Below are 23008 nucleotides of genomic sequence, written 5' to 3'. Positions count from 1 at the left end.
ACACCATGCGAGCCGCGAAGGTGATGCTGGCCGGCCTGGCGCTCTCGGTGGCGGGCCTTGCCCCGGCCGACGAGTCCCAGCGTTTTCCCGACGTGGTCGGGGTCGAGGTGACCGAGGCCGGCGAGAACCGCTTCGACTTCGACGTGACCCTCTCGTCGCCCTACGACTCGCCGTCGCGCTACGCGGATGCCTTCCGCCACCAGGAGTCCGGCCGTCACTTCGGCAAGACCTGCCTCGAGTACTGAGCCGACGCCGTTGGCGATGATGGCAATACCATCAGATCGACACCGCTGATGAAGGAGCCATCGCCTGACACGGTCAGCTCCCTTGTGCCAGTGTCCGTCAGGCCCAGGCGTTGCAGTTGCTGCGGTGAGAGTCTCAACCGGTAATCCCCGGCGATTACCCCTGGCACAATATAGAAACCGTCCCAGCTGCTTGTTGTCCGGGCCACTACCTCTTGCTGGTCGTTCAGCAGTTCCAGCTTCAGATCACCGATACCGCGCTCGACACCATCCTCCAGCAGATAGACCGTGCCATCGATTTCTGTGGTCATGCGCACCGGGAACTCCAGGCTGGCCACGCTGCCCGGGCGCGGCACCAGCCTCAATCCCTCGATCGCTGGCGCCCATTGCGGGTCTATCAGCGTCGAGGTGTCTATCCCGATGTCGACATGCTGTTTCACAGGCAAGTGGTCGATATGGGCAATGCCCGCCGCATCCGTGCGGGCCTGGTGCCTGCCGCCGTTGACCATGAATCCAGCACCCTGCAGCGGCTCCTCATCGGCGTCCATTACGCCATTGTGATCGTCGTCCATGAACACGCGCACGGAAGCGGCGCCGCTGTTCGCCATGGGCCGGGCATCGAATCGCCAGTCGGAGCGCCGGTGATCCCGGCCCATGGCAATAAACAATTGCGCCCCCAGAGCGATCTCTCCCGTGTCGACGTAGCTGGCATTAACGCCCAGCCCGAAGCGGCCCAGGCTTTTGGTAAAGCCGGCGGTATAACGGGTTTCGGGGGACGCGAAGGTGTGGGCGATGCCCAGGGTCCCGCGATAGCCGTCTGCCAGATACTTATCGGCGGAGAGCGCCAACGAGGAGATGTCACGCTCAGAGCCCAGCAGGTAATCGATCTGACTGCGCAAACTCATATCGCGAACACGGCGGCTGACCTGCAGGCTGCCGGTAGCGTGCTCGATGTCACCGGAGGCGCGCCAGCGAAGGGTGTTGGTGAGGGCCGTGCGATGCACATAAGCGGAAACACGGGCGCTGACCTCGGTATTGGCCCTGCCGGACTCCCGCTCGTCCCGCGTGGCCTCGAGGGTTACGGGCATGCGCGAGCGAGACGTCAGCGGAAGGGAGCCGCTGAGTCGAAGCTCATCATGGCTGCGAATGGGATCGCTGTCGGCGGGGAACACCTCGCTGGTGAAATCGGTCAGGTGGATGCGACTCGCGTCCACGGCCACGCCGCCGATACGGGTCTGGACACCGAGCTCGGCCAGTGAACCACCGTCCTTCGCCTGGACAACGCCCCCGCCGAGACTCAGCGACTGCCAGAAGGTCCGTACCCCCAGGGTGGTATAGAGTTCCTCGTCCCCGCCCGCCGGTGCCCGGATCAGCCCGGCCGAGGCGGTCAGCGAGCGCGCGAGACCCAGGTCGAACTGGGCGATGGTTCGGGATTGCCCGTCGTCGTCCCGGTGCTCGGTCACGCTGTACTGGAAGTCGCCGGGGCGAACCATGGATTGATCCAGGGGGAAAGCGTACTGCTCTACCCGTGTCTGGCCCAGGGGACCGTTGAAAATCAGCCGGAAGTCATTGCGGCCATAGCTCAGGGGCTGGTCGTCGAAACGATAGCGGCCCTCGGCATCGGGCCGCGCAAAGCCCACCAGGGCATCATTGTAATAGAGTTCCACGTCCCACCCCGGCGGCAAGTCGCCCTCGAACGTCTGGCGGTCGAAGCTGGTGGGTCGTGTCAGGGGGCGATTGCTCAACGTCACCCCCTCGCCCCTGATACCGCGGGTGATATTTTCTACGCTGGAGGTCGAGTGACTACCGAATCGGAAAGACCGGGCATGCAGCGGGCCCAGCAGGTTTCCGCCGGGGTCGTGGCGCTCGAGCGTGGCCCGCACTTCCGGCGAAGGGGCCTGTTGGCGGCTGGAAAAGTAGAGCGAGGACTCCATGCCCAGCAGATCCCCCGTGAGGTAAGCGGTATAGGCCGCGTCGCTCTGGGGTCTGCCATTGGTGCGCCGCAGTTCGGTGGTCAACGTCTGATCGATGAACGGCATGCTCAGCAGCCGGTACGGCTGCTCGTGGCGGGGATAGCCGGGATCCTCATAGCCACCACGCGTTCCGGCACGATCCCCGAGGCGTTCCCGAGCGAGGCGGGCCTGCAGGGGCAATGCCTCGAGGGCATGAACGCGCAGGGAGAGGCTGGCACGGTCGATCTCGAGTGCCAGCGGTAGCCAGTGTTCGAGCAGGGACACCGCAACGTAGATATCGTCCGGCTCCGCCAGCACCAGCGCCGGATCGACGGTCTCGGTCTTCCCGGCCCGGGTAACGCTGGCGTTGTCCAGGTTCAGGCTGAACCCGCGATCCTCGCTGAGGATAAAGCCGCTGGCGGAGCCTTCCCTGGGCTGGGTCTGGATGGCGATGGTCAGCAATCTTGCCAGCTCGCCCAGTGGCAGCAGGGTATGCTCACCCACCTCATAGGCAGGGATGGCGCCGGACAATACGGACTGCTCCAGGCGCACTTCCAGCAGCAGGAACTCCGGCTCCCTGGCCGGCTCCTGGGCCGGCAGGACTGGGGCGTAGGCCAGCAGCACGAGCCATAACGCCAGCACGGCCAACTGACTGGCCCGGTGGGCGGTAGCGGATCTCATATCCGTGCGGCATAGCGCCAGGAAACTATAGCGATAGCACCGCCTCGGCCAGCAGCCTGCCGCCGTCCTCCGCCTGTTCCCGGTAGGTGACGCGCAGGGTGCCATTGCTGAGGGGTAGGCCACTCGGCGGTTGCAGGGCAATGCGCGCTCGGCGCAGGGGGTTGGGGGTATAGACCGCCACCCCATTGGCGCGGCCGATGACCTGCTCGGCTCCGCCTCCCGGGGTGAAGCTGACGGTTAGATCGCCGTAGACAGACTGCGTACCGCTACGCTCCATCTGCAGCGCAAGCAGCGGCGCCCCGTTCGATGATCGCTGCAGTTCGAGCTGGGTCAGCGAGACGCTAACGTCGGTGCCGCCATGACGCACGATCACCGGGATGGAGGCGCCGATCAGCGCCGTCAGTTGGATGCCTATCTCTTCATCGGCGGCAGAGCCACGGGTCTCGATGCTACGACGGCCCCGGGTCTCGGGCTGTTGTGCGAACAGCAGGTGCGAGCGATACTCGCCGGCCGCCAGATCGGCAGGCTTGCGCACCATGATGCGGACCGTCTGCCCGGCGCCGGGCTCGAGGGTCACCTGGCGCGGCGAGTAACGCAGCAGAGTATCGGCAAACTGTTCACCCGGCAAAGGCTCGTCAACTTCGGAGAAACCGCCGGTGGCACTCATGCGTCGGTTGACCAGGGAAATGCGATAGGTGGCACTCTCGGTGCCGTTGTTGATCAGTTCCAGCTGGGCCGAACGCTGGTTGCCCTCGAAGACGATGCGAGTCGGATAAAGCATCAACTGGGCCAGCGCATGACTGGCCGGCAACACGAGTAGCAGGGCGCACAGGGTGAAGCGGAAGAGGAACGTCTTTCCACGCGCTTTCCGGGTCAAGGTCTTGGGTATCATGGTGGAATCCATTTATCGATTGATTCGTGAGTCCCGGATGGCACAAGGAACCACGGGCGCCACCCGGTCGCGGCGCTCGAGAGGCATCAGTTGTAGTTCACGATCACGCTGAAGGTGCCGGCATAATCCCCTGGTGCCTGGGCAAAGCCGACATTGAGTGTTCCCCCGACCGTCAGGGCCTGGGACCCACCCGCGCTCAGCTGGCCGCCGGCCCCGGAAGGGGCACTGGTAAAGTCGTTGATGACCATGTCGCTGCCCGGGCCCGTCAGTTTCACGAAATCGTTGCCGGGCAACTGGATCGTATAGGTCGCCTCGGCATCGCCCGACACCGTAAACTCGGCGGCAAGGCCCTCGCTCGAGGGGATCAGCCATACATCGCCGCCCGCGCTGCGCACGCCGCTGGGGCTGACCGCGACCGAACCGCCACTGCCGGCCACGAAGCTGCCGAACGACAATCCCCGGGTATTCTGGATCTCGATATCCACCGCCCAGCTTTTGCCAGCCAAAAGAAGAATTGCCAGGACAACACCAGCCGTGATCCTTGGACAACCATGTCTCATCGCAATGCCCCCGGTTTCTGGTGATGTTGGCCTAGTTGCCTAGTTGCCTAGTTGCCTAGTTGCCTAGTTGCCTAGTTGTAGAGCACAGTGATGCTGACATTGGCCGTGCCGGATGGGCCTCCCTCGACAGCCTTGAACCCAAGGCCGCTGACCGGGTCTCCCACGAGCATCCCATCATCGGTCCTGGCCATGATGCAGTCGGCCAGGCTTCCGGTGGCTTTAATGCAGCCCTCAGTCACGACGGCCACGGAGATGGATGTTTCAGAGGGACGAGGACCACCATCCACCCCGGATGGGCCTGCTCCCGGAAGGCGTATGATCAGATCCCCCGTCGTGCCGCTGACGAAGGCGCTGGTGGAGACGACCTGGAGGGTACCGCCGATGGTGACGGGCGCAGTGACGGAAGCACTGGCACGAGCGGTCGCGCTGCGTGCCTCGACGTTGGCGGAAATGACGCAGGCGCTAACCAGTGTCAGTACCCAACCAGCGGTGGAGCCTCTGAAAGCACTTTGCATGACCCCACCCTGGTCTTCGCCGGTCTAGCACCCGGCTCGACATGCCAGTGAAAGGTTAGTTGTACTCTACCGTTGCCGACACATCGCCGGTATAGGTCCCGGCTACCTGACCTGCAGCCACATCCAGCATGCCACCCAGATAGATGGATTGCGCACCCGCTGTAAGTGTGCCGCCTGTCACTTCGCCCGTGGTGGCGCCGCCGGCGGTGAGCTCACTGATTCTTGTCAGTGCCATGGTCTCCGACGCTCCGCCCGTGTTGGTCAGCTCGGTAGCGCCGCCCCAGGTAATACCGTAGGTGGCGGCACCGTCACCGGTGACGTCGAATTGGGCGGCGGTCGGAGAGGAATCCACGCTCGAGAGAATGACGCCCCCCGATGCGGTTCGGGCACCGCTTGTTGAGACAGTCACGGTGCCGACGGCGGCACCAGGGGCGAACTTGCCAAAAACCAGGTCCGCCGACTTTTCGATCGCGATGGGTACGATGACGGTGCTCGTCGCCGAGGTTGTCGCCTCCGCAGCAAAGCTGTTGGATGCCCCGAAAGCCCCCAGTGCGACGACGGAAGCCAGCGCGGTACGGCGAAAATTCTTGCGAATGAAAGCAGATGAGCTCATTTATCAATTCCCTGTTAGCCATTGCCACGGTCGTTTACCGTCGACGATGGCTTGAGTTAGCACCAGGCAGGGGGACCCGTTAACACTGCGATGGGGGCGGGCATGGAGAAAAGCGTGCTCGGAGCCAAAGGAAATGTCGGCGGTCCCGCTGTCTTGGGGCTGTTACGCCCGGTAGACCGGTGACTTTGCGTCCCCGCCTTTCGACGGGTTTGCCTTTTTCATTTTCCGACAAATCGGTGCAGGCACCGGGCTGTCGGGAGCCATATCACCCTTGGGTGGGTTGGCTTAAGCGAAGTGTGACTGAAAGGTAACCTTTCCACAAGCGGATTCTCTGCAAGATACCCAATTCATGACTTACGTCAATTGCTTCAGATGGTATCTGATTGTTTTTGTGAGAGAAAGTGATGTCGGTAGCCGTATCACCCTTGGGGGGTTGGCTTAGGCGAAGTGTAACTAAATGGTAACATTTCCGCGGGCGGATTCTCTGCAAGGTAGCCATTTCATGACTTACATCAATTGCTTCAACTAGTATCTGATTGTTTCTGTGGGGGAAAGATTCTTGGCCAGCTGTTTTACAGCAGCAAGGTCAGTGGTCATGCTATTCCTGTAAGGCATACCCTACCCGTGGGTTCATCCCTTCCTGATTTCAGTATCAGATGTATACGATTGAAAAGAAGGTCTCCGGACAACGACAATAGGCCGATAACTGTCGGACCCCAGATGATGTCTATTGCCTCAGCTCATGATGTTGCTGTGGGGCTGTACTTATCACTTGCATTCAGGGTTTATGCCGTGCCGGGACAGCACCGCTCCGGGCTCGCTGCACGGTGACTCGCGACACCGAACGGGACGCTATACTGGAAGCCCGGGCAGCGATGTGCCCGATCCACACCGTGTCACTTTCGACATCGGCACGGATGCGCCCAATGATTCCCGGGTCCAGCGACGGGAGAACCGCCATGATCGATTGGAGCATCGAATCCGTCACGTTCGGCAACTGCAACTGCGACTACAACTGCCCCTGCCAGTTCGAGTTGCGCCCTACCCGTGGTCACTGCCGGGGCTTCGAAGTGGGGCAGATCGAGCAGGGCCATTTCGGCGACACCAGCCTCGACGGCCTGCGCTGGGCCCTGCTCTATGCATGGCCGGGGGCGATCTTCGAGGGCAACGGCACCATGCAGGCGATCATCGACGAGCGCGCCGACGAGCGTCAGCGCCAGGCGCTGATCGCGGTGCTTCACGGCGAGGAAACCGAGGAGGCCAAGACCCATTGGTGGGTATTCCATGCCATGTCGAGCAGCATCCACGAGCCGCTCTTCAAGCCGATCGACCTCGAGATCGACATCGAGCGGCGGACCGCGAGGGTCGCGAGTTCGTCGCCGGGGTGATGAACGTGCTGTGGATCGCCGGGCTCACCCTGCTGGTGCTGGTGGAGAAGGTCGTGGCGCACGGCCACTGGCTGGGCCGCGCCCTGGGTGTCGTACTGATCGCCTGGGGAGGGGCGACACTGGCCCTGCTGCCGGCCGGCTAAGGGGCCCGCCCCGACGGGGGCGGGCCCGGGCCCTGGGTCATGCCGTCCTGGCCAGCGCTGCGGGGGTGATGTTGGGGTTCATGCGGAACAGGTTGTCGGGATCGAACTGCTGCTTGAGCTGCTGGAGCCTGGCGTAGTTCTGGGCATAGGCGCTGTCGACGCGGCCCTCCTCGTCCTCGGTCAGGAAGTTGACGTAGCCGCCGCCGGTGGCGAACGGCGCGGTGTCGCGGAATACCCGGCGCGCCCAGTCGCGCACCTTGTCATCCTCGGCGGCATCCTGCCACCGGCCGTGCACGTTCATCACGAAGTTGGCGTCGCGTCCGGCGTAGGCGGTGTCCGTCTCCGCGACCTCGCCCATGGCACCGCCGAGCTGGGCGATGAAGGCCTCGCACTCGGGGCCGGGCAGGGTCGAGGCGCCGTGGATCACCGCGTCGATCAGCTCATCGCCGATCTCGGCGAAGTTATGGGACTTCCAGTAGTTGCGTGCGCCGGGTGCCAGCAGGGGATCGAAGGCGGTCTGGAAGCCGGCATAGGGCTGCGTGCCGAGCATGCTGCCGACCGGTTCGCCGAATTCGAGCACCCTGGCGGCCAGGCGCTCGCCCTCCGCGGGGTCGCCGTTGTGGACCAGGGCGAAGACCACGACCTCCTTGCCATGGATCGATTCGGGCAGGAAGGGCAGGGGCGGGGCCTGGCGCAGTACCGCCCAGACGCTGAGCTCCCGTGGCGTGCCGGCGGTGAAGTCGCGCCAGGCTCGCAAGACCCGTTGCGCCTGGGCAAAGGGGTAGACGACCAGGCCGGCGTACACCTGGGGGCCGACGGGGTGGAGCCGGAACTCGAAGGAGGTCACCACGCCGAAGTTGCCGCCGCCGCCGCGAATGGCCCAGAACAGCTCGGGCTCCTGGGTGGCCGAGACGACTCGCAGTTGGCCGTCGGCGGTCACCACATCGGCGGAGAGCAGGTTGTCGATGGTCATGCCGTACTTGCGGGTCAGCCAACCGAAGCCACCGCCCAGGCACAGACCGGCCACTCCCGTGGTGGAATTGATGCCGAGCGGCGTCGCCAGTCCGAAGGCCTGGGCCTCGTGGTCGAAGTCGCCGAGCAGCGCGCCGGCGCCGACCCGCGCCGTGCGACTCTCCGGATTGACGCGCACGGTACGCATCGGCGACAGGTCGATCATCAGGGCGCCGTCGGCGACGGCGTTGCCGGCGATGTGGTGGCCGCCACTGCGTACGCTCAGCAGCATGCGGTGGGTGCGGGCGAAGTCGACCGCATTACGCACGTCCTGGGCCCCGAGGCAGCGGGCGATGAGCGCCGGGTGGCGGTCGACCATGCCGTTCCAGACGCGACGTGCCGGCTCGTAGTCCGCATCGGCGGCGGTGAGTACCCCGCCACGAATGCCCTGGGCGAGGACGTCGAGCTCATCGGGCGATAGCGAGGCACGGCTGCCGTCGAGGGTCTGGTAGGTCAGGTGTTGCATGGTTGTTCTCCTTGTCGATCACGCTCGCAACGGGCAGAGGATCGATGTTGCGAAGTAAAGTATGGAGAGCCGCGCGTCAGCCTGACTGACCGGAACTCCTCGGCACTTGACCGGGAGTCCGGTTTGTCATGGCGGCACGGTGGATCGTCCGCAATACTGGTTCAGGTAGTCGTTATCCCTTTCCCACCACCCGCGAGGCGGCCATGAGCCAGGACACCTTGTCTCAGGTGCTGCGCAGCGTCCGCTTGCGAGGGGCGGTGTTCTATCACGTCGAGGGCAGTGCCCGTTGGGTGAGCGAGTCGCCCCCGGCGGCCGAGGTCGCCACGCTGATCATGCCGGGGGTCGAGCACGTGATGGCCTTCCATGTCCTCACCCACGGGGAGTGCTGGGCCTCGGTGATCGGCGCGTCGCCGGTGGCCCTGGGCGAGGGTGACGTAGTGATCTTTCCGCGGGGCGACCCACACGTCATGTCGAGCGAACCGGGCATGCGCGGCACGGTGGACCTGACGCCTTACGGGTTGCCGCGACCGGAGCAGTTGCCGTTCTTCGCCAGCCGGCAGGGCGAGTCCCTGTCGATGTCGCGCCTGGACCGCGGGAGCGAGCGGCACGGTGCGACCCTGGTGTGCGGCTTCTTCGGCTGCGATGCGAATCCCTTCAACCCGCTGCTCGCCAGCCTGCCGCGCCTGCTCCATGTCCGCGCCAGGGCCGGCACCGATGACGACTGGATCGCTCACTTCATCCGCTTTGCCCTGTCGGAGTCGACCCACAAGCGGCCCGGTGGCGAAGCGCTGCTCGAGCGGCTCAGCGAGGCGATGTTCGTCGAGTTGATGCGTCGCTATCTCGAGGAGATGCCGGCGGGGCGATCGAACTGGTTCGCCGGGCTGCGGGATCGCCACGTGGGCCGCGCCCTGGCGCTGCTGCATCAACGGCCGGGCGATGCCTGGACGATCGACAAGCTCACCGACTACATCGGCCTGTCGCGCTCGGCCCTGCACGAGCGCTTTGCGCGCTTTACCGGCCATGCGCCGATGCACTACCTGGCCAAGTGGCGCATGCAGGTGGCCGCCGGGCTGCTGCGCCAATCGAGCGCCTCGGTGGCCGCGATCGCCCTGGAGGTCGGCTACGAGTCGGAGGCCGCGTTCAGCCGCGCCTTCCGGCGGGAAACCGGCCTGCCCCCGGCCACCTGGCGGCGCGAGCAGACCCGGCTGGCCGAGCGGGAGTCACTATACTGAGGGTTCGAAGCGGGGGGCCGGCCCTCCCGCCTCTTGCCGCAGCGCCGGTTGGCGCCTGCGACGCCTCAGCCCGTCTGTTGGAGGACGTCATGACTCAGACCGTCACGGCTGCCTATGGCAGCTCCATGAAGGCCACCAATGCGTACGATGAACTGGTGTCCGAGGGCTTTCCACGCGAGAAGCTGTTTCTCGACAAGGAGACCAACCAGGTGAAGGTGATCATTCCGGACGCCTCGAAGCCCGAAGCGGAGGAGATTCTCCGGCGCCATGAGCCGAGCGAGGTCTGGGCGCGACCGTTCGAGGGTTGAGGGAGGACCTGTCCCGGTTGCCGCCGGAGGGGTTGCCACGGGATGGGACAGCTGGCGCAGGCCGCCTTCGGCATCGCGACGGAACACGGGGGCTGGGTGATGAGCACGCTTTTCATCAGCCACAGCAGCACCGACATCGCGGCGGCCCGCGAGATGGCCGACTGGCTGCAACGGCACGGCCATCATTCGTTGTTCCTGGACTTCGATCCCGAGCACGGCATTCCCCCCGGGCGCGACTGGGAGGCGGAGCTTTACCGTCGTCTGCGTGCCTGCCAGGCCCTGATCGTGTTGTGCAGCGAACCCGCCATGGCGTCGTGCTGGTGTCTCGCCGAACTGAGTCACGCCCGTGCCCTCGGCAAGCGGATCTTCCCGGTACGCATCGCGCCCTGCCAGCTGCGTCCCCAGCTCGCGGAACTGCAGGTGATCGACCTGGTCAAGGAGCCGGAAGCGGGCTTTGAGCGGTTGCGCCAGGGCTTGATCAGCGTCTTCGACTGGGATCGCCATCGTCCCCCCTATCCCGGCCTGATGGCCTTCGAGGAGGTCGATGCCGCCATCTTCTTCGGCCGCGACGCCGAGACCCAGCAGGCCCTGGATCGACTCCAGCAGTTGCGACACTTCGGCGGCCCGCGCCTGTTGCTGTTCCTGGGCGCCTCGGGCAGCGGCAAGTCGTCGCTGGTGCGTGCCGGCATCATGCCGCGGCTGCGGGCCGTCCCCGACGCCTGGACGGTGATCGGTCCGATCCGGCCCCGCGACCGCCCCCTGGATGAGTTCACGACGCAACTGCGCTCCGGGCTCGCCGACGACGGTGGGGTATCCGAGGAGGTGCTGGCCCTGGCGTCTGGTGCCGAGACGGCGTCCCAACTGCTGCCGAGGGTGCAGCGGGAGCTGCGGCGGCGGCCCGGGCGGGCGAACTCGACCCTGGTGCTGGTCATCGATCAGCTCGAGGAGTTGCTGTCGGATTCGCCCCAGGCCGAGCAGCTCATGCGGGTGCTGGCCCCCGTCCTGCGGGATACCGGCACGCCCGTGCTCGTCATTGCCACCCTGCGCTCCGACTTCCTCGGTGCCCTCCAGGACCACCCGGCCTGGCGTGACGTCCCCCTGCAGCCGCTGACCGTGGAACCCCTGTCGATGGAGGGCTTCGCGGCGGTCATCGAGGGGCCGGCGGAACTCGCCGGTCTCGAGCTCGAGCCCGGCCTGGTGCGTGCCATGGTGGCGGATACCGCTACCCAGGATGCCCTGCCCCTGCTGGCCTTCACCCTGCGTGAGCTGTGGGAAGCCGGTGGCGAGGACGGGCGTCTCACCCTGGCCGAGTACCGCGACCGCCTCGGCGGGCTGCACGGCTCGGTGGCCAGGTCGGCCGAGGCGGTCCTCGACGCCGCCGCACCTTCCCGGGAGCAGTGGCAGGCGCTGCGCATCGCCCTGTTCGATCTGGTGCGACTCGACGAGGAGGGGCGCTATACGCGTCAGGCGGTGCACTGGGAGGCACTGCCCGCCATGAGCCACCCACTGCTCGAGCGTTTCATCCAGGCACGCCTGCTGATCGCCGGCAGCCATCACGGGGTGCGCACCCTGGAGGTGGCCCACGAATCGCTGTTCCGGGTCTGGCGGCGGCTCAACCGCTGGCTGGAGGACAACCGCGAGGCACTGCGGGTTCGCGACGGACTGCGGCGTGCCGCCAGCGAGTGGGACGTCGGCGGCCGTTCCGCCGAGCTGCTGGTCCACCGTGGCAACCGGCTGGAAGCGGCGCGGGCGCTCACCGGGGCCGGGGCCTTCAGGCTCGACGCCATGGAGAGGGACTACCTGCAGGCGTGCCGCTGGCGGGAGTGGATGAGACGTGGCTGGATCACGGCCGCGTGGCTGGCACTGCTGTTGGGCGTCATCGGTCTGTCATGGTTCGCCTGGTCGCTGCATCAGCAGGAACGCATCACTCGGCAGGGCCTGGCCGACCTGCACTGGGCCAATGGGGTGAGCGCCCGCGATCGCGATGGTCGTCCCCTCAAGGCGAGCCACCACTTCATGCAGGCCGCGGAGCTGGCACTCGACCCGGAGCGCGCCGCAAGCGCCCACTGGGCCGGCGTACGGCTGGGGAGCGGACCGGTCCTGGCGGGCGCGATGGACCTCGGCCCGGTGCTGATGCTGGCCGCCTTCGATGGCGACGATGACGCCGGTGACAGGGTGCGACTCTGGGGCAGCGACGGCGGCCACCAGGCCTGGTCCTGGAGTGACGGCGCCGCCCCGCCGCTCCTTGGCCCGGGCGGGCGCACGGTGCAGACCTTCTCGCCCGGGGGGCAGCCCTGGACGCGGCGAATCGTCCTCCGGGGGGACGAGCGCGGCACCGAGATTCGCGATCGGCGCAGCGGAGCCCTGCTGGTCACGCTCCCGCCGGCGGTGGAAGGCGTCTGGATCGGTGGCGTCGACGAAGCCACGGCGGTGAGTGTGCACCGCGGCGGTGACGCGCGGATATGGGACCTGACGAGTGGCGACTCCCTGGGCGAATGGCGCCATGCCGCGGGGGTGGCCGGGGTGGCCATCTCGCCGAGCGGGGCGCGCCTGCTGCTGTGGACCCGCAGTGGCGAGGCGGTGGTCTGGAGCGTCGACGCCGCCGAGGTGGTGGCGCGCCATGCCGGCGATATCCTCGGTGGCGCCCTCGGCCGGCAGGCGCACGAGGTGGTGCTCTGGAACCGGGAGGGCCGCCTGTGGCTGCCTGCGCTGCCGGCCTTCGAGCCGGCAGCGGCGGAGGGCGGGCGCTGCAGCCCGCGGGCCATCGGCGCACGCTTTCTCGACGACGCGCGTCGCCTGCTGGTCTGGAACCATGGCGCCTGTGGCACCGCGCGACTGTGGGATCTCGAGACGCAGCGCCCCGTCGGTGCGGTGGTGCGCCATGAGGACGAACTCGCCCCACCCCTGGTCCAGGGCAGTCGCTTCCTTACCTGGCATCCGGGCGGCGGGTCGGCCCGCCTCTGGGACGGCGCGACCGGTGAGCCGGTGGCCACCCTCGAGGCCCCCGTGACGGGCGCTCGCTTCGCCGGGGGCAATCGCTTGCTGACCTGGAGCGGCAGCGATGCCCGGCTCTGGTCGAGCCTCACCGGAGAGCCGCTGGGCCTTCCGTTGCGCCATGCGGCGACGGTCAGGGAGGTGGTGGCCAGCGAGGATGGGCGGCGCCTGCTCAGTCGAGGCAGCGACGGCAGCCTGAGGTGGTGGCAGACGCCGCCCACCGAGGCAGCGGCGACGCGGCGGTTTCCGGCCGAGGTGCTCGATGCCGCCCTGGTGGCGGACGAGCCCCTGGTCCGGGCCGTCACCCTCGACGGGCATGTCCACTCATGGTCAGCGATCGACGATACCGTGCCGGAGCGACAGCGGCTGGATCCCGAGGCCGTCCTCGCGGTATTCGCCCCTGAGGGCCGCCGCCTGTTGACCGCGGGCGTGCACGGCGACGTGCGGCTCTGGAGCTGGGAGGACGACGCCTTCCGGGCCTTGGCGGCGCCGGGCGGGACCGCGGGCGACGGTCCCGTGGCCGGGGTGGTGTGGAGCCCCGATGCCGATCGCCTGTTGTTCTGGGGGGAGCGGGGGTGTACCGCCTGGCTGTGGCGCGTCGGCAGTGCCCGCTCGGTGCCGATCGAACCAGACGCTGAGGGGGCGGAGTGCCGCCTGCGCGGCGCGGCCTTCGTCAACGACGAGCGCGCGCGGTTGCTCACCTGGGGAGAGGACCGGCGGCTGCGTCTCTGGGATGTCGAGGCACGCGAGCCGGTGTTGCTGCGGACCCTGCTCGAGGGGGCGCTGGTCCGCCATGCCGAGTTCGACGCTGGACGCCTGCTGGTCACCACCGGCGACGGTGGCGTTCATCTCTCTTCCGTGCAGGAGACTTCCGGGCAGGACGGCGACGAAGCCGATAGGGCCTTCCATCACGAGGCAGCCCAGGGGGCCCGACGGCATGCCGACACCGGCAGGGTCCTGAGCTGGGGGGGCGGCAGTGTGCGCATCTGGGAGGCCGACGGCGCCGCGCTGCTCGCCTCCCTGGCCCCCGGGGGCGATATTGCCGGCGCGGCCTTCGTGCCGGGCGGGGAGCGGGTGCTCAGCTGGCAGACCGAGGGACGCGTGCAACTCTGGGACACGGTCAGCGGCCATCCGCTGACCCCCGCCCTGCGTGGGGGCGGCCCTGCCCCGGCGGGGATCGACAGTGACTTCGGGACATCGGCGATCCGGCTGCTGGTCACCGCAGGCGCTCGTGCCACCCTGTGGCGCCTGCCCCCCTTCCACGCCTCGCCGTCCCGACCGGTCCGCCGACAGCAGGTGCTGACCGGCACCCGCCTGACGTCACCCGGCGAAGTGGAGGTCCTGTCGGCGGCGGCCTGGCGGCGGCTCGCGACCGACCTCGCCGGGTCGGGGGAGTAGGGGAGATCAGGGTGACACTTTGACGCGCGAATCCGACCAGGCGGTGATCCAGCCTTCCGTCGGCGCCCAGGCGCGTATCTTGAGCCGATGCGTCCCCGTGGAGATGCGCTGGCCGGCGTCGCGTCCGTCCCATTGCCGTGGATCGATGCTGCGCCCGGCGGCCACGCCACCGGGGATCGGTGCCTCGTTGACGAAGAAGTGGCGCTCGCCGTCATTGGCCGGCTCCACGCGCATGAACTCGGCCACGGCACTGGGAAACTCGGAGTGCGAGAAGAAGCGGTAGGAGGCCTGCTCACGCGCCTGGGCGCGAATCAGGCGGGGCAGGAACGACACCTCCTCGATGGCCACCGAGCCCACGGCGCGGGGGCCGCAGCCGAGCGCCAGGACCCGGAACGAGGGCTCCATGCGCTCGCCGCTCATGTCGGTCGCGGTCACGGCGATGGCGGCGGGGCGCTCGCTGTCGCCGAACGCCGGCGGCAAGTGGAACTGCAGGCGATGGCGCCCCGTCTCGTCCGCACCGAAGGGGATCCGCAGGGTGTAAACATCGGGGACCCCCCGGGCGCTGATGCGCAGGGTGACCATGACCGGCTGCAGGTGGGCGAAGTCCAGTACGAACGGCCAACCGCCCCGCACCATGCCGATGGCGGCGAAGGCACTGGTGTTGTACCGGGGCGCGAACTCCGGGCCTTGCTGCTGCAGCTGCACCAGCATGTCACGCTCGCCTTTGGTGGGCTTGGGTGGCTGCACGGCCTGGCGGCGCTCCCGCAGCCAGCGAATCAACAGCGCGGACGCCGCGGCGCCGGCCACGATGGCCGGTACCGTCCAGTCGCTACTGCCGTTACCCGACGGTTCCCCGGTGGTGCCGGTATCGTCCTGGCCGTCGCCGTCGGGGAAGACGTCGTCCTGCGCCGCGGCCAGCGGTGATACCGCCAGCACGGCAGCCAGCAGGCAGGCGAGAAACCGCTTCCACCGGTGATGTCCTGCATCGACCCTGTTCATGAGCACTCACCTAGCCTGTCGGAGTAACTCAGCGTTGAGTACGACAGGCGGCTAGACCGTGGACCACTCCTGGTCGTCCGGCCGACGGCAGGCCGTGCCATCGGTACGGCGGGGCTCACCGTCGACGACGACCTGCATCTCGAAGTGGCGGCACTGCTGGTCGCCCCGCTCGAAGGTCTCCCGTGGCGTCATGGTGAACTCGTTACCGGTCTGGGGATTGCGCCACTTCTCCGATGTGCCGTCTGGTGTGCGATCGAGCGCGGCGCTCATGGCCCGCTGATCCTCACGGGTCAGCCGGATGCCGATCTCCCTGCCGAGCCATGCGCCCAGCCCCGCACCGATCAACATGGCGGCGGTCCGCCCGGAACCGCTACCGACCTGTGAACCCAGCCCGGCACCGATGAGGGCCCCCAGGCCTGTGCCTACTCCCTCGCCGGTACTGGTGGTCTGGCAGCCGCCGAGCAGGAACAGCCCCAGCAGCACCACGGACAGCCGGCGTAAGATCCCCCGTATCGAAGCCGCCATGGTCGACCTCCCATTGGGTGGTGGGCCCCGTCAGCGACGAACCGCCGCCGCCATCGTGGAGGAGTGCGGAGATCCTGCTCGAGGCGTGCTTTCGAACTCTCTTCTACCCAGTATTGCACCCCGCCTGCACTTACTCCATGTCGCGGGCACCGGGCTGCTATCTTTAGCCGAAGAGGGGGCTCGTTAGCCGGATGAGGGTGCCTCTGCCCCTCTACGCCCAGGGGCCATTGCCGCCGGAGGGGGCCGTGGACGACACCGAACCCGCTGATCACAGCGATTCGCCAGCCATCGACGGGCCCTTGCCGGACGAGGCCTTGCGGCGGCGCGCCGAGTGGTGCCGACTGGAAGACCAGCTCGCCTGGTACGGGCAGCGCAGCCGATATTGTCGCCGCTGGCACAAGATCCTGCGCCTGGTGCAGGTGGCATTCGCCGCCACCATTCCGGTGCTCTCGCTGGCGGATCCGCCGCTGGCCCGTTGGCTGACCGCTCTGCTCGGTGCCTCGATCGCGGTGCTCGAAGCCACCGAACAGATCAATCAGTTCGGCCCGCTGTGGATTCAGTACCGTGCCACCGCCGAACACCTGAAACACGAGAAATTCCTGTTGCTCGCGGCCGCCGGTCCCTACCGCGACCTGGGCCGTGCGGAGGCGCTGCGATTGCTCGCCGAGCGGGTGGAGGAGCATGTCTCCAGCGAGCATGCTCGCTGGGTTCGTAGTGCAGAGAAGAGCCTGTCTCCCCGGCGGCGTGTGATAGGGAGAAAGGCGGAGTGAATGCCTGACCTGATGATCGGTGATGTCATGTTCCGTTACTTCGAAACTCTGGTGAACCCCTATCCCGCGGGGAAACCCGAGACGCCCCCCCGGGGGCTACTCGCCTTCATCCTGCACTTCTCGCGCCCGGTGCTGCCGCTGCTGCTGGCCATGTCGCTGCTCACGGCGCTGGTGTCGGCCACCGAAGTGCTGTTCTTCAGCTACCTGGGCGAGCTGGTGGACTGGCTGTCCGGCGCCGAGCGCGAGGGCTTCTTCGCCGAGTACGGCTGGCGCCTGGGGGGCATGGCGGCCCTGGTGGTGATCGGCCTGCCGCTGCTGGTACTGCTGCAGTCACTGCTCACCCACCAGAGCATCTTCGGCAACTACCCGATGATTGGCCGCTGGCTGGCGCACCGCCACATGCTCGGCCAGAGCATGGCGTTCTATCAGGACGAGTTCGCCGGGCGGGTGTCGCAGAAGGTGATGCAGACGGCGCTGGCGATCCGCGAGACGGTAATGAAGCTGCTGGGCCTGCTGGTCTATGTGGTCATCTACTTCGCCGGTGCCATGCTGCTGATGGGTAACGCCGAACCCTGGCTGATGCTGCCCCTGGTGGCCTGGCTGGCCGGTTATATCGCCATCATGTGGGTCTTCGTGCCGCGGCTGCGCGAGGTCTCCATGGCCCAGGCCGACGCCCGGGCGAGGATGACCGGCCGCATCGTCGACAGCTACAGCAACATCCAGACCATCAAGCTGTTCGCCGACACCCGCCGCGAGCAGGCCTACGCCCGCGACGCCATGGAGCAGTTCATGGCCACCGTGCACCGTCAGATGCGCCTGGCGACCCTGCTGTCGGTGAGCCTGACGCTGCTCAATTCGCTGCTGCTGACGAGTGTCGCCAGCATGGCCATCGGTGCCTGGTATTTCCAGGCCATCTCGCTGGGTGCCATCGCCGTGGCCATCGCCCTGGTGATGCGTATCCGCTTCATGTCCGACTGGATCCTGTGGGAGGTGGCGGGGCTGTTCGAGAATATCGGCACGGTGCAGGACGGCATCAACACCATCGCCCGGGAGCCGGCGGTCAAGGATCGCATCGGGGCGGAGGAACTCGTCGTGCCGCATGGCGAGATCCGCTTCGAGACACTGCAGTTCGGCTATGAACGCCCCGATGGTCAGGGGGTGCGTGTCTTCGACGGTCTATCGCTGAGCATCGCTCCCGGCGAGAAGGTGGGGGTGATCGGCCGCTCCGGGGCCGGCAAGTCGACCCTGGCCAACCTGCTGCTGCGCTTCTATGACCTGGAAGGCGGGCGCATCCTGATCGACGGCCAGGACATCGCCGAGGTGGCCCAGGAGTCACTGCGCCAGCAGATCGGCATGGTCACCCAGGATACCTCGCTGCTGCACCGCTCGGTGCGCGACAACATCCGCTACGGCAGCCCGGAAGCCAGCGAGGAGCAGGTCCAGGAGGCGGTGCGCCGGGCCCATGCCGATACCTTCATCGACGATCTGGTGGACCTCAAGGGGCGTCGAGGGCTGGATGCCCATGTGGGGGAGCGCGGGGTCAAGCTCTCCGGCGGCCAGCGCCAGCGCATCGCCATCGCGCGGGTGCTGCTCAAGAATGCGCCGATCCTGGTGCTGGACGAGGCCACCTCGGCACTCGATTCCGAAGTGGAGGCGGCGATCCAGGAACAGCTCTATACGCTGATGGAGGGCAAGACGGTGATCGCCATCGCCCACCGGCTGTCGACCATCGCCATGCTCGACCGCCTGGTGGTGATCGACGAGGGGTGCATCGTCGAGAGTGGCACCCATCAGGAGCTGCTGGCTCGCGATGGCCTCTACGCCGCCCTGTGGCGGCGCCAGTCCGGCGGCTTCCTGGGGCTCGATATCAACGGCGAGGCGGTCGAGCAGCAAGACGATGCGGTGGGGGTGGGATCCTGAGCCTGGCCGGTGCAGCCACCTAGATCCCCGCCCACCACTGATAGCCACGATCCTCCCAGTAGCCCCCTCGGCCCCGGCCGAGGTGGGCGAAGCCCTCGACCAGTTCGACGCGCATCACGTACTTGGCCATCTTGTAGCCGAGCTGACGCTCGGCCCGCAGCCGTAGCGGGGCGCCATTGGCGATGGGCAGATCGGCGCCGTTCAGGCCATAGGCCAGCAGCGTCTGCGGATGATAGGCCTCGCGCATGTCCAGGCTCTCGTAGTAGGGATCTCCGCCGCGGTAGCGGTCCGCGCAGTGAAAGACCACGAAGCGCGCTTCGTCGCGAACGCCCACCCGCTCCAGCAGGTCGCCGAGCACCACGCCGGTCCACTGGCCGATGCAGCTCCAGCCCTCGACGCAGTCGTGTCGGGTGATCTGGGTCCGCGATGGCATGGCCTTGAGGTCGTCGAGGGAGAAGGTCTGCGGCGTGTCGACCAGGCCGCCGATCGCGAGGCGCCAGTCGCGAAAGCCGTTGGCCGCCAGGCGTCGGTACGCCTCGTCGCGGGGATTCGTGGTGCCGTTGGCGCGGAAGGTCGGGGCGATGTCGGCGGGCGAATACTCCCGCGCCAGCGCCTCGCGGGAGGCCAGCAGGCGCTGGGCCCGCTGGGTCAGCGAGCCGGTGGCATCGGACAGTTGACGCATGGTGTCGCTGCGCGACAGCTGGTCGCAACCGGTCAGCAGCAGGGCGCTGCCGGCCAGGGCGGCCCGTGCCAGGAAGCGGCGGCGCGCCGGGTCGGTGGGACTAGTCATCCTGGGCCTCCTTCTCGGTGGGCAGCACATAGCGCCCGGTGATCATCGAACGCAGGTTGTTGACGACGCCGGAGACGAGCACCAGCACGATATGGATCAGGAAGAAGCCGACCAACGCCAGGGCGCACAGGAAATGGATCGTACGCGCGCTCTGGCGGCCGCCGAAGACGTCCAGCAGCCAGGGCCAGGCGGCATCCATGGTCGGTGACATGGTCAATCCGGTCAGCACGACCAGCGGCATGACGACGAACAGCACCAGCAGGTAGGCGAGCTTCTGCAGCAGGTTGTAGTGGCGTGCTTCCTCACCCCGCGGAAAGCGCAGCCGCAGGTGCTCGGTCACGACATGACCGAGGGTTCGCCATTCGTGCCGGCGCGGCAGCAGGCGACGGCGCAATTGGCCGCTGAGTACCAGATACAGCAGGTAGGCGATCAGCAGGGGGGCGAAGATCCAGCCGGCCAGGAAGTGCCACTGGCGCCCCGCGGCCAGCCAGCGCGGGCCGGGCAGGGTGGCCCAGGCGGGGAAGGCGCGCCGCTCGCGCGCCTCGGCGGGGCCGGAGACGCCCAGCACCCCGGTGGTATCGAAGCGATGGCCGCCGACCCGGGTGATACCGCGCAGCTCGCCGTCGCCGCCGCTCACGGCACGGATCGATAGCGCCGGGGCGTCGAACGAGGAATCCTTGCCCCAGTACAGGGCCGGGTGGGCATTGAAGATCTGCAGGCCGCTCATCAGCAACACCACCAGACAGGCCGCATTGACCCAGTGCCAGAGGCGGGTGAAGGCGCCATGTCGCCGGATGACCACCGGCGCCTGGCCGGCAACAGGCGCGGAGGAGCTGGAGGAGCGTTTCAGGAATTGCATGGTCAGGAATCGCATGGGGTACCTCCCCGGGGCGAGGCCGGCCGGCGATCATTCGGGATGCACCGGCCGGCAGGGGCCGAGTCTCACATGGCGTCGTCGTCTTCCATCATCTCGTCGTCTTCCTCCATCATGGATTCTTCTTCCATCATGGGCTCCTCCTCGTCCATGGCGTCGTGCTCCATGGTCTCTTCCTCCATGGTCTCCTGCGCCATGCCGTCCTCTTCCATGGGGTCGTCTGCCAGGGCGGTGGTCGGCAGCAGCAGGGCGGCGCCGAGCAGGGCGGCGAACAGTGTGGTCCTGGGATGATTCATCGGTTTGTTCCTCCAGTCGGGGATGGGCCGCCACCGGTCATGTCGCAGCGGCAAGGCTCACGCTAGCCAGGCGCCGCCGGCGGTTCATCACGGAACCATCACGACGTGGTATCTTTTTTCGTGATGGTTTCGTGATGCTCGAGCGCGGGCGTGGCTCTAGAGTGGGCAGGGGCAACGGGCGGGAGTCGGCGATGAGCTATCGAATCCTCTGTGTCGAGGACAATCCCGAGATCGGCAGGCTGCTTACCGAATCGTTGGCGGCGGCGGGGTATGCCTGCGACTGGGTCCGCGACGGCGAGGCGGCGCTGGCGCTGCTGGGCGCCGAGGCCGCGGGAGTACGCTATGACCTGGTGACGCTGGACCTGATGCTGCCCGGGATGGACGGCCTGGAGGTATGCCGCCGGCTGCGCAGTCGCGACAGCCTGACGCCGGTGCTGATGGTGACCGCCAAGGCCGCGATCCGCGACGTGGTGGTGGGGCTCGAGATCGGCGCCGACGATTACATCACCAAGCCCTTCGCCATGCCGATCCTGCTGGCCCGGGTGCAGGCCCTGTTGCGCCGCGGCCAGCGCCAGGCGCCCACCGGTGACGGCATCGTTGCCACCCCGCCGCTGGTCTGCGGCCCGCTGGTGATCGATGCCGGCGAGCATCGGGTATACCTCGATGGCAAGCCGATCCAGCTCACCGCCAAGGAGTTCGCGCTCCTCTCGCTCTTCGCCCGCCATCCCGGGTACAGCTTCAGCCGCGGCGAGCTGCTCGACCACGTCTGGGGTGAGGAATTCGACGGCTATGACCATACCGTGAACACCCATATCAACCGCCTGCGCAACAAGATCGAGGCCGACCCGGCCAGGCCGCGCTTCATCGAGACCGTCTGGGGGGTGGGCTATCGCTTCAGCGAGACACCGGAAGGCCAGGGCCCGTCGGGTGCCGAGCGTCCATGAAGGCACTGATGCGCCGCATCGGCCGCCTGAGTCGCAGCCTCTATGCGCGCATCGTGCTGGTCTATCTGACCAGCCTGCTGCTGCTGTCGGTGGCCACCGCCTGGATCGCCATCAGCCAGTTCAACCAGCTTGGCCGCGAGCTCCAGCAGCGCCTGGAGATCGACCTGGCCGAGAACCTCGCCGAGGTCATGCAGCCAGCGCTGCATCAGGGCGCCGACAGCGCCGCCGCCCGGGACATGGCCCGGCATATCGTCTCGATCAACCCCTCGCTGTCGCTGTATGTGCTCGACGAGCGGGGACGGGTGATCGCCGACTACGCCGAGCCGGCCTGCGGCCTGGGGCGACGGGTGGACACCCGGGCGCTGGAGACCCTGCTCGGTGACGAGCCGATGCTGCCGGTGCTGGCGATGTCGCCCTGCGGACAGCAGCCCGGGGTGTTTTCCGTGGCGCGCATTCGCCACGGCGAGCAGGGCGGCTCTGGTGACTTCCCGGGCTTTCTGTATGCCGACCTCGACAACGCCGGCCACGCCTCGATGTTCGCCATGCTGCGCACCAGTTCCATCCTCCGCACCCTGGTGGTCGCCGGCCTGATGGCGCTGCTGGTGTCCGGAGTCTTCGGCCTGGTGTGGTTCGCCCTGTTGACCCGGCGCTTCTCGCGGTTGACCGCAGCGGTACAGCGTTTCGCCGACGGTGACTTCGGACAGCGCATCGCCGCCCCCCGCGACGACGAACTGGGGCGCCTGGCCCGGGCCTTCAACGACATGGCCGGGACCATCGAGGCGCAGCTCCAGGCACTGCGCGAAACCGATCGCCAGCGCCGTGAACTGGTCGCCAACCTCTCGCATGATTTCCGCACCCCGCTGACCTCACTGCGCGGCTATGCCGAACAGTTGCTGGCCATGGTAACCGTCGAGGAGGAGGGCCGTCGGCGGATGCTGACGGCGATCCTCGACAATGCCGATCGCCTGACCCGCCTGGCGCAGCAGCTCTCGACCCTGGCGCTGCTGGATGCCTACGACAAACCGCTGCTACGCGAGCCGTTCTCGCTGGCCGAGCTGGCCCACGACATCGTCGGCAAGTTCCAGCATCAGGCCCGCGAGGCGGGCATCTTGCTGACGATGGACTGCGATCCCTCGCTGCCCCGGGTCGACGCCGACCTGGGCCTGATCGACCGAGTGCTATCGAATCTGATCGACAATGCCCTGCGCGCCACCCCGGCCGGGAAGTGGGTGCGCATCGAAACCGATGTGCGGCCGGAGGGCGTGCGGCTGGCGGTCATCGACAGCGGTGTCGGCATCGCTGCGGAGGAGCTGCCGCTGGTGACCCAGCGCTTCTACCGCACCCGGGCCAGTCTCGCCAGGGGCGAGGGCTCGGGGTTGGGGCTGTCGATCGTACGCGAGATCTGCGAGCGCCACGGGGCGGCATGGAAGATCGTCAGCTCGCCGGGGGAGGGTACTGAGGTGAGCGTCACCCTGCCCCGTGCCTGAAAGGGGGC

21 protein-coding genes and 1 riboswitch are annotated in these 23008 nt (G+C 67.4%); of the genes, 10 read left to right on the top strand and 11 right to left on the bottom strand.

Annotation, left to right across the window (positions count from 1 at the left end; translation table 11 throughout):
• Positions 1-5 precede the first annotated feature (5 nt).
• Positions 6-245: a hypothetical protein gene (locus tag MKP05_RS15720; protein WP_240569188.1), complete on the top strand. Its 240-nt coding sequence runs from the start codon at positions 6-8 to the stop codon at positions 243-245.
• Here the strand turns inward: MKP05_RS15720 and MKP05_RS15715 are convergent.
• The 5 genes from MKP05_RS15715 to MKP05_RS15695 all read right to left on the bottom strand — a co-directional run bounded on the left by MKP05_RS15715 (position 215) and on the right by MKP05_RS15695 (position 5455).
• A complete protein-coding gene (locus tag MKP05_RS15715) occupies positions 215-2842 on the bottom strand; it encodes a hypothetical protein (RefSeq protein WP_240569187.1) in 2628 nt (875 codons plus the stop codon). The genes MKP05_RS15720 and MKP05_RS15715 overlap by 31 nt on opposite strands.
• A gap of 58 nt (positions 2843-2900) precedes the next feature.
• Complete coding sequence (locus tag MKP05_RS15710) at positions 2901-3767, bottom strand: fimbrial biogenesis chaperone (protein WP_240569186.1); 867 nt, start codon at positions 3765-3767, stop codon at positions 2901-2903.
• 86 nt (positions 3768-3853) lie between these two features.
• Entirely contained in the window at positions 3854-4252 is a 399-nt protein-coding gene (locus MKP05_RS15705; RefSeq protein WP_240569185.1) for a DUF4402 domain-containing protein, read from the bottom strand.
• 146 nt (positions 4253-4398) lie between these two features.
• Positions 4399-4842: a hypothetical protein gene (locus tag MKP05_RS15700; protein WP_240569184.1), complete on the bottom strand. Its 444-nt coding sequence runs from the start codon at positions 4840-4842 to the stop codon at positions 4399-4401.
• A gap of 55 nt (positions 4843-4897) precedes the next feature.
• Entirely contained in the window at positions 4898-5455 is a 558-nt protein-coding gene (locus MKP05_RS15695; protein ID WP_240569183.1) for a DUF4402 domain-containing protein, read from the bottom strand.
• A gap of 135 nt (positions 5456-5590) precedes the next feature.
• Positions 5591-5679: riboswitch (cyclic di-GMP riboswitch) on the bottom strand.
• Between the two features lie 735 nt (positions 5680-6414).
• Here MKP05_RS15695 and MKP05_RS15690 point away from each other — a divergent pair.
• Both MKP05_RS15690 and MKP05_RS15685 read left to right on the top strand, forming a co-directional pair.
• Positions 6415-6843 (top strand): DUF1326 domain-containing protein, encoded by a 429-nt coding sequence (locus MKP05_RS15690; protein WP_240569182.1) that lies wholly within the window; start codon positions 6415-6417, stop codon positions 6841-6843.
• Positions 6843-6986 (top strand): copper chaperone, encoded by a 144-nt coding sequence (locus MKP05_RS15685; protein ID WP_240569181.1) that lies wholly within the window; start codon positions 6843-6845, stop codon positions 6984-6986. Before MKP05_RS15690 ends, MKP05_RS15685 begins: the two co-directional genes overlap by 1 nt.
• 37 nt (positions 6987-7023) lie before the next feature.
• On the opposite strand, the gene MKP05_RS15680 is transcribed toward MKP05_RS15685, so the two are convergent.
• Positions 7024-8463, bottom strand: coding sequence for an FAD-binding oxidoreductase (locus tag MKP05_RS15680; RefSeq protein ID WP_240569180.1), 1440 nt, complete (start codon positions 8461-8463; stop codon positions 7024-7026).
• A 203-nt stretch (positions 8464-8666) separates the two neighbouring features.
• Here MKP05_RS15680 and MKP05_RS15675 point away from each other — a divergent pair, with 203 nt between their 5' ends.
• From MKP05_RS15675 to MKP05_RS15665, 3 genes are all read left to right on the top strand, one after another.
• Entirely contained in the window at positions 8667-9695 is a 1029-nt protein-coding gene (locus tag MKP05_RS15675) for an AraC family transcriptional regulator (protein WP_240569179.1), read from the top strand.
• Positions 9696-9784: 89 nt separating this feature from the next.
• Positions 9785-10003 (top strand): hypothetical protein, encoded by a 219-nt coding sequence (locus tag MKP05_RS15670; protein WP_110283116.1) that lies wholly within the window; start codon positions 9785-9787, stop codon positions 10001-10003.
• Positions 10004-10045: 42 nt separating this feature from the next.
• Positions 10046-14395, top strand: a complete 4350-nt coding sequence (locus MKP05_RS15665) for an nSTAND1 domain-containing NTPase (RefSeq protein WP_240569178.1) — start codon at positions 10046-10048, stop codon at positions 14393-14395.
• A gap of 6 nt (positions 14396-14401) precedes the next feature.
• On the opposite strand, the gene MKP05_RS15660 is transcribed toward MKP05_RS15665, so the two are convergent.
• Together MKP05_RS15660 and MKP05_RS15655 are read right to left on the bottom strand one after the other, a co-directional pair.
• The gene (locus MKP05_RS15660; protein ID WP_240569177.1) at positions 14402-15394 is read right to left on the bottom strand and encodes a hypothetical protein; all 993 of its coding nucleotides are present in this window, start codon (positions 15392-15394) and stop codon (positions 14402-14404) included.
• Positions 15395-15445: 51 nt separating this feature from the next.
• Positions 15446-15919 (bottom strand): RT0821/Lpp0805 family surface protein, encoded by a 474-nt coding sequence (locus tag MKP05_RS15655; protein WP_276316641.1) that lies wholly within the window; start codon positions 15917-15919, stop codon positions 15446-15448.
• 245 nt (positions 15920-16164) lie between these two features.
• On the opposite strand from MKP05_RS15655, the gene MKP05_RS15645 reads away from it, so the two are divergent.
• Both MKP05_RS15645 and MKP05_RS15640 read left to right on the top strand, forming a co-directional pair.
• Positions 16165-16689, top strand: coding sequence for a DUF4231 domain-containing protein (locus MKP05_RS15645; RefSeq protein WP_219999910.1), 525 nt, complete (start codon positions 16165-16167; stop codon positions 16687-16689).
• Positions 16690-18609, top strand: coding sequence for an ABC transporter ATP-binding protein (locus MKP05_RS15640; RefSeq protein WP_439108999.1), 1920 nt, complete (start codon positions 16690-16692; stop codon positions 18607-18609).
• Positions 18610-18628: 19 nt separating this feature from the next.
• Here MKP05_RS15640 and MKP05_RS15635 read toward each other — a convergent pair whose 3' ends face one another.
• The 3 genes from MKP05_RS15635 to MKP05_RS15625 all read right to left on the bottom strand — a co-directional run bounded on the left by MKP05_RS15635 (position 18629) and on the right by MKP05_RS15625 (position 20569).
• Positions 18629-19399 carry a molybdopterin-binding protein gene (locus tag MKP05_RS15635; RefSeq protein WP_240569176.1) on the bottom strand — a complete coding sequence of 257 codons (771 nt, stop codon included), beginning with the start codon at positions 19397-19399 and terminating at the stop codon, positions 18629-18631.
• Complete coding sequence (locus MKP05_RS15630) at positions 19392-20273, bottom strand: cytochrome b/b6 domain-containing protein (protein ID WP_240569175.1); 882 nt, start codon at positions 20271-20273, stop codon at positions 19392-19394. Before MKP05_RS15630 ends, MKP05_RS15635 begins: the two co-directional genes overlap by 8 nt.
• A gap of 68 nt (positions 20274-20341) precedes the next feature.
• Positions 20342-20569, bottom strand: coding sequence for a hypothetical protein (locus MKP05_RS15625; protein ID WP_181422011.1), 228 nt, complete (start codon positions 20567-20569; stop codon positions 20342-20344).
• A gap of 191 nt (positions 20570-20760) precedes the next feature.
• On the opposite strand from MKP05_RS15625, the gene MKP05_RS15620 reads away from it, so the two are divergent.
• Together MKP05_RS15620 and MKP05_RS15615 are read left to right on the top strand one after the other, a co-directional pair.
• A complete protein-coding gene (locus tag MKP05_RS15620; RefSeq protein WP_110283123.1) occupies positions 20761-21513 on the top strand; it encodes a response regulator transcription factor in 753 nt (250 codons plus the stop codon).
• Positions 21510-23000 carry a sensor histidine kinase gene (locus tag MKP05_RS15615; RefSeq protein ID WP_240569174.1) on the top strand — a complete coding sequence of 497 codons (1491 nt, stop codon included), beginning with the start codon at positions 21510-21512 and terminating at the stop codon, positions 22998-23000. Before MKP05_RS15620 ends, MKP05_RS15615 begins: the two co-directional genes overlap by 4 nt.
• Positions 23001-23008 lie beyond the last annotated feature (8 nt).

This window comes from Halomonas flagellata (genome assembly GCF_022487945.1).
GTDB classification, from domain to species: Bacteria; Pseudomonadota; Gammaproteobacteria; order Pseudomonadales; family Halomonadaceae; genus Halomonas; species Halomonas flagellata.
The sequence above is the reverse complement of the archived record's forward strand: the minus strand, read 5'-3'. Positions and strand labels throughout refer to the sequence as shown.

Bases quoted from the DNA above. Each gene is read 5' to 3' on its own strand.
- MKP05_RS15720 (WP_240569188.1), top strand. From the start codon at position 6: ATGCGAGCCGCGAAGGTGATGCTGGCCGGCCTGGCGCTCTCGGTGGCG.
- MKP05_RS15710 (WP_240569186.1), bottom strand. From the start codon at position 3,767: ATGATACCCAAGACCTTGACCCGGAAAGCGCGTGGAAAGACGTTCCTC.
- MKP05_RS15700 (WP_240569184.1), bottom strand. From the start codon at position 4,842: ATGCAAAGTGCTTTCAGAGGCTCCACCGCTGGTTGGGTACTGACACTG.
- MKP05_RS15695 (WP_240569183.1), bottom strand. From the start codon at position 5,455: ATGAGCTCATCTGCTTTCATTCGCAAGAATTTTCGCCGTACCGCGCTG.
- MKP05_RS15690 (WP_240569182.1), top strand. From the start codon at position 6,415: ATGATCGATTGGAGCATCGAATCCGTCACGTTCGGCAACTGCAACTGC.
- MKP05_RS15685 (WP_240569181.1), top strand. From the start codon at position 6,843: ATGAACGTGCTGTGGATCGCCGGGCTCACCCTGCTGGTGCTGGTGGAG.
- MKP05_RS15680 (WP_240569180.1), bottom strand. From the start codon at position 8,463: ATGCAACACCTGACCTACCAGACCCTCGACGGCAGCCGTGCCTCGCTA.
- MKP05_RS15675 (WP_240569179.1), top strand. From the start codon at position 8,667: ATGAGCCAGGACACCTTGTCTCAGGTGCTGCGCAGCGTCCGCTTGCGA.
- MKP05_RS15670 (WP_110283116.1), top strand. From the start codon at position 9,785: ATGACTCAGACCGTCACGGCTGCCTATGGCAGCTCCATGAAGGCCACC.
- MKP05_RS15665 (WP_240569178.1), top strand. From the start codon at position 10,046: ATGGGACAGCTGGCGCAGGCCGCCTTCGGCATCGCGACGGAACACGGG.
- MKP05_RS15660 (WP_240569177.1), bottom strand. From the start codon at position 15,394: ATGAACAGGGTCGATGCAGGACATCACCGGTGGAAGCGGTTTCTCGCC.
- MKP05_RS15655 (WP_276316641.1), bottom strand. From the start codon at position 15,919: ATGGCGGCTTCGATACGGGGGATCTTACGCCGGCTGTCCGTGGTGCTG.
- MKP05_RS15640 (WP_439108999.1), top strand. From the start codon at position 16,690: ATGCCTGACCTGATGATCGGTGATGTCATGTTCCGTTACTTCGAAACT.
- MKP05_RS15635 (WP_240569176.1), bottom strand. From the start codon at position 19,399: ATGACTAGTCCCACCGACCCGGCGCGCCGCCGCTTCCTGGCACGGGCC.
- MKP05_RS15630 (WP_240569175.1), bottom strand. From the start codon at position 20,273: ATGCGATTCCTGACCATGCAATTCCTGAAACGCTCCTCCAGCTCCTCC.
- MKP05_RS15625 (WP_181422011.1), bottom strand. From the start codon at position 20,569: ATGAATCATCCCAGGACCACACTGTTCGCCGCCCTGCTCGGCGCCGCC.
- MKP05_RS15620 (WP_110283123.1), top strand. From the start codon at position 20,761: ATGAGCTATCGAATCCTCTGTGTCGAGGACAATCCCGAGATCGGCAGG.
- MKP05_RS15615 (WP_240569174.1), top strand. From the start codon at position 21,510: ATGAAGGCACTGATGCGCCGCATCGGCCGCCTGAGTCGCAGCCTCTAT.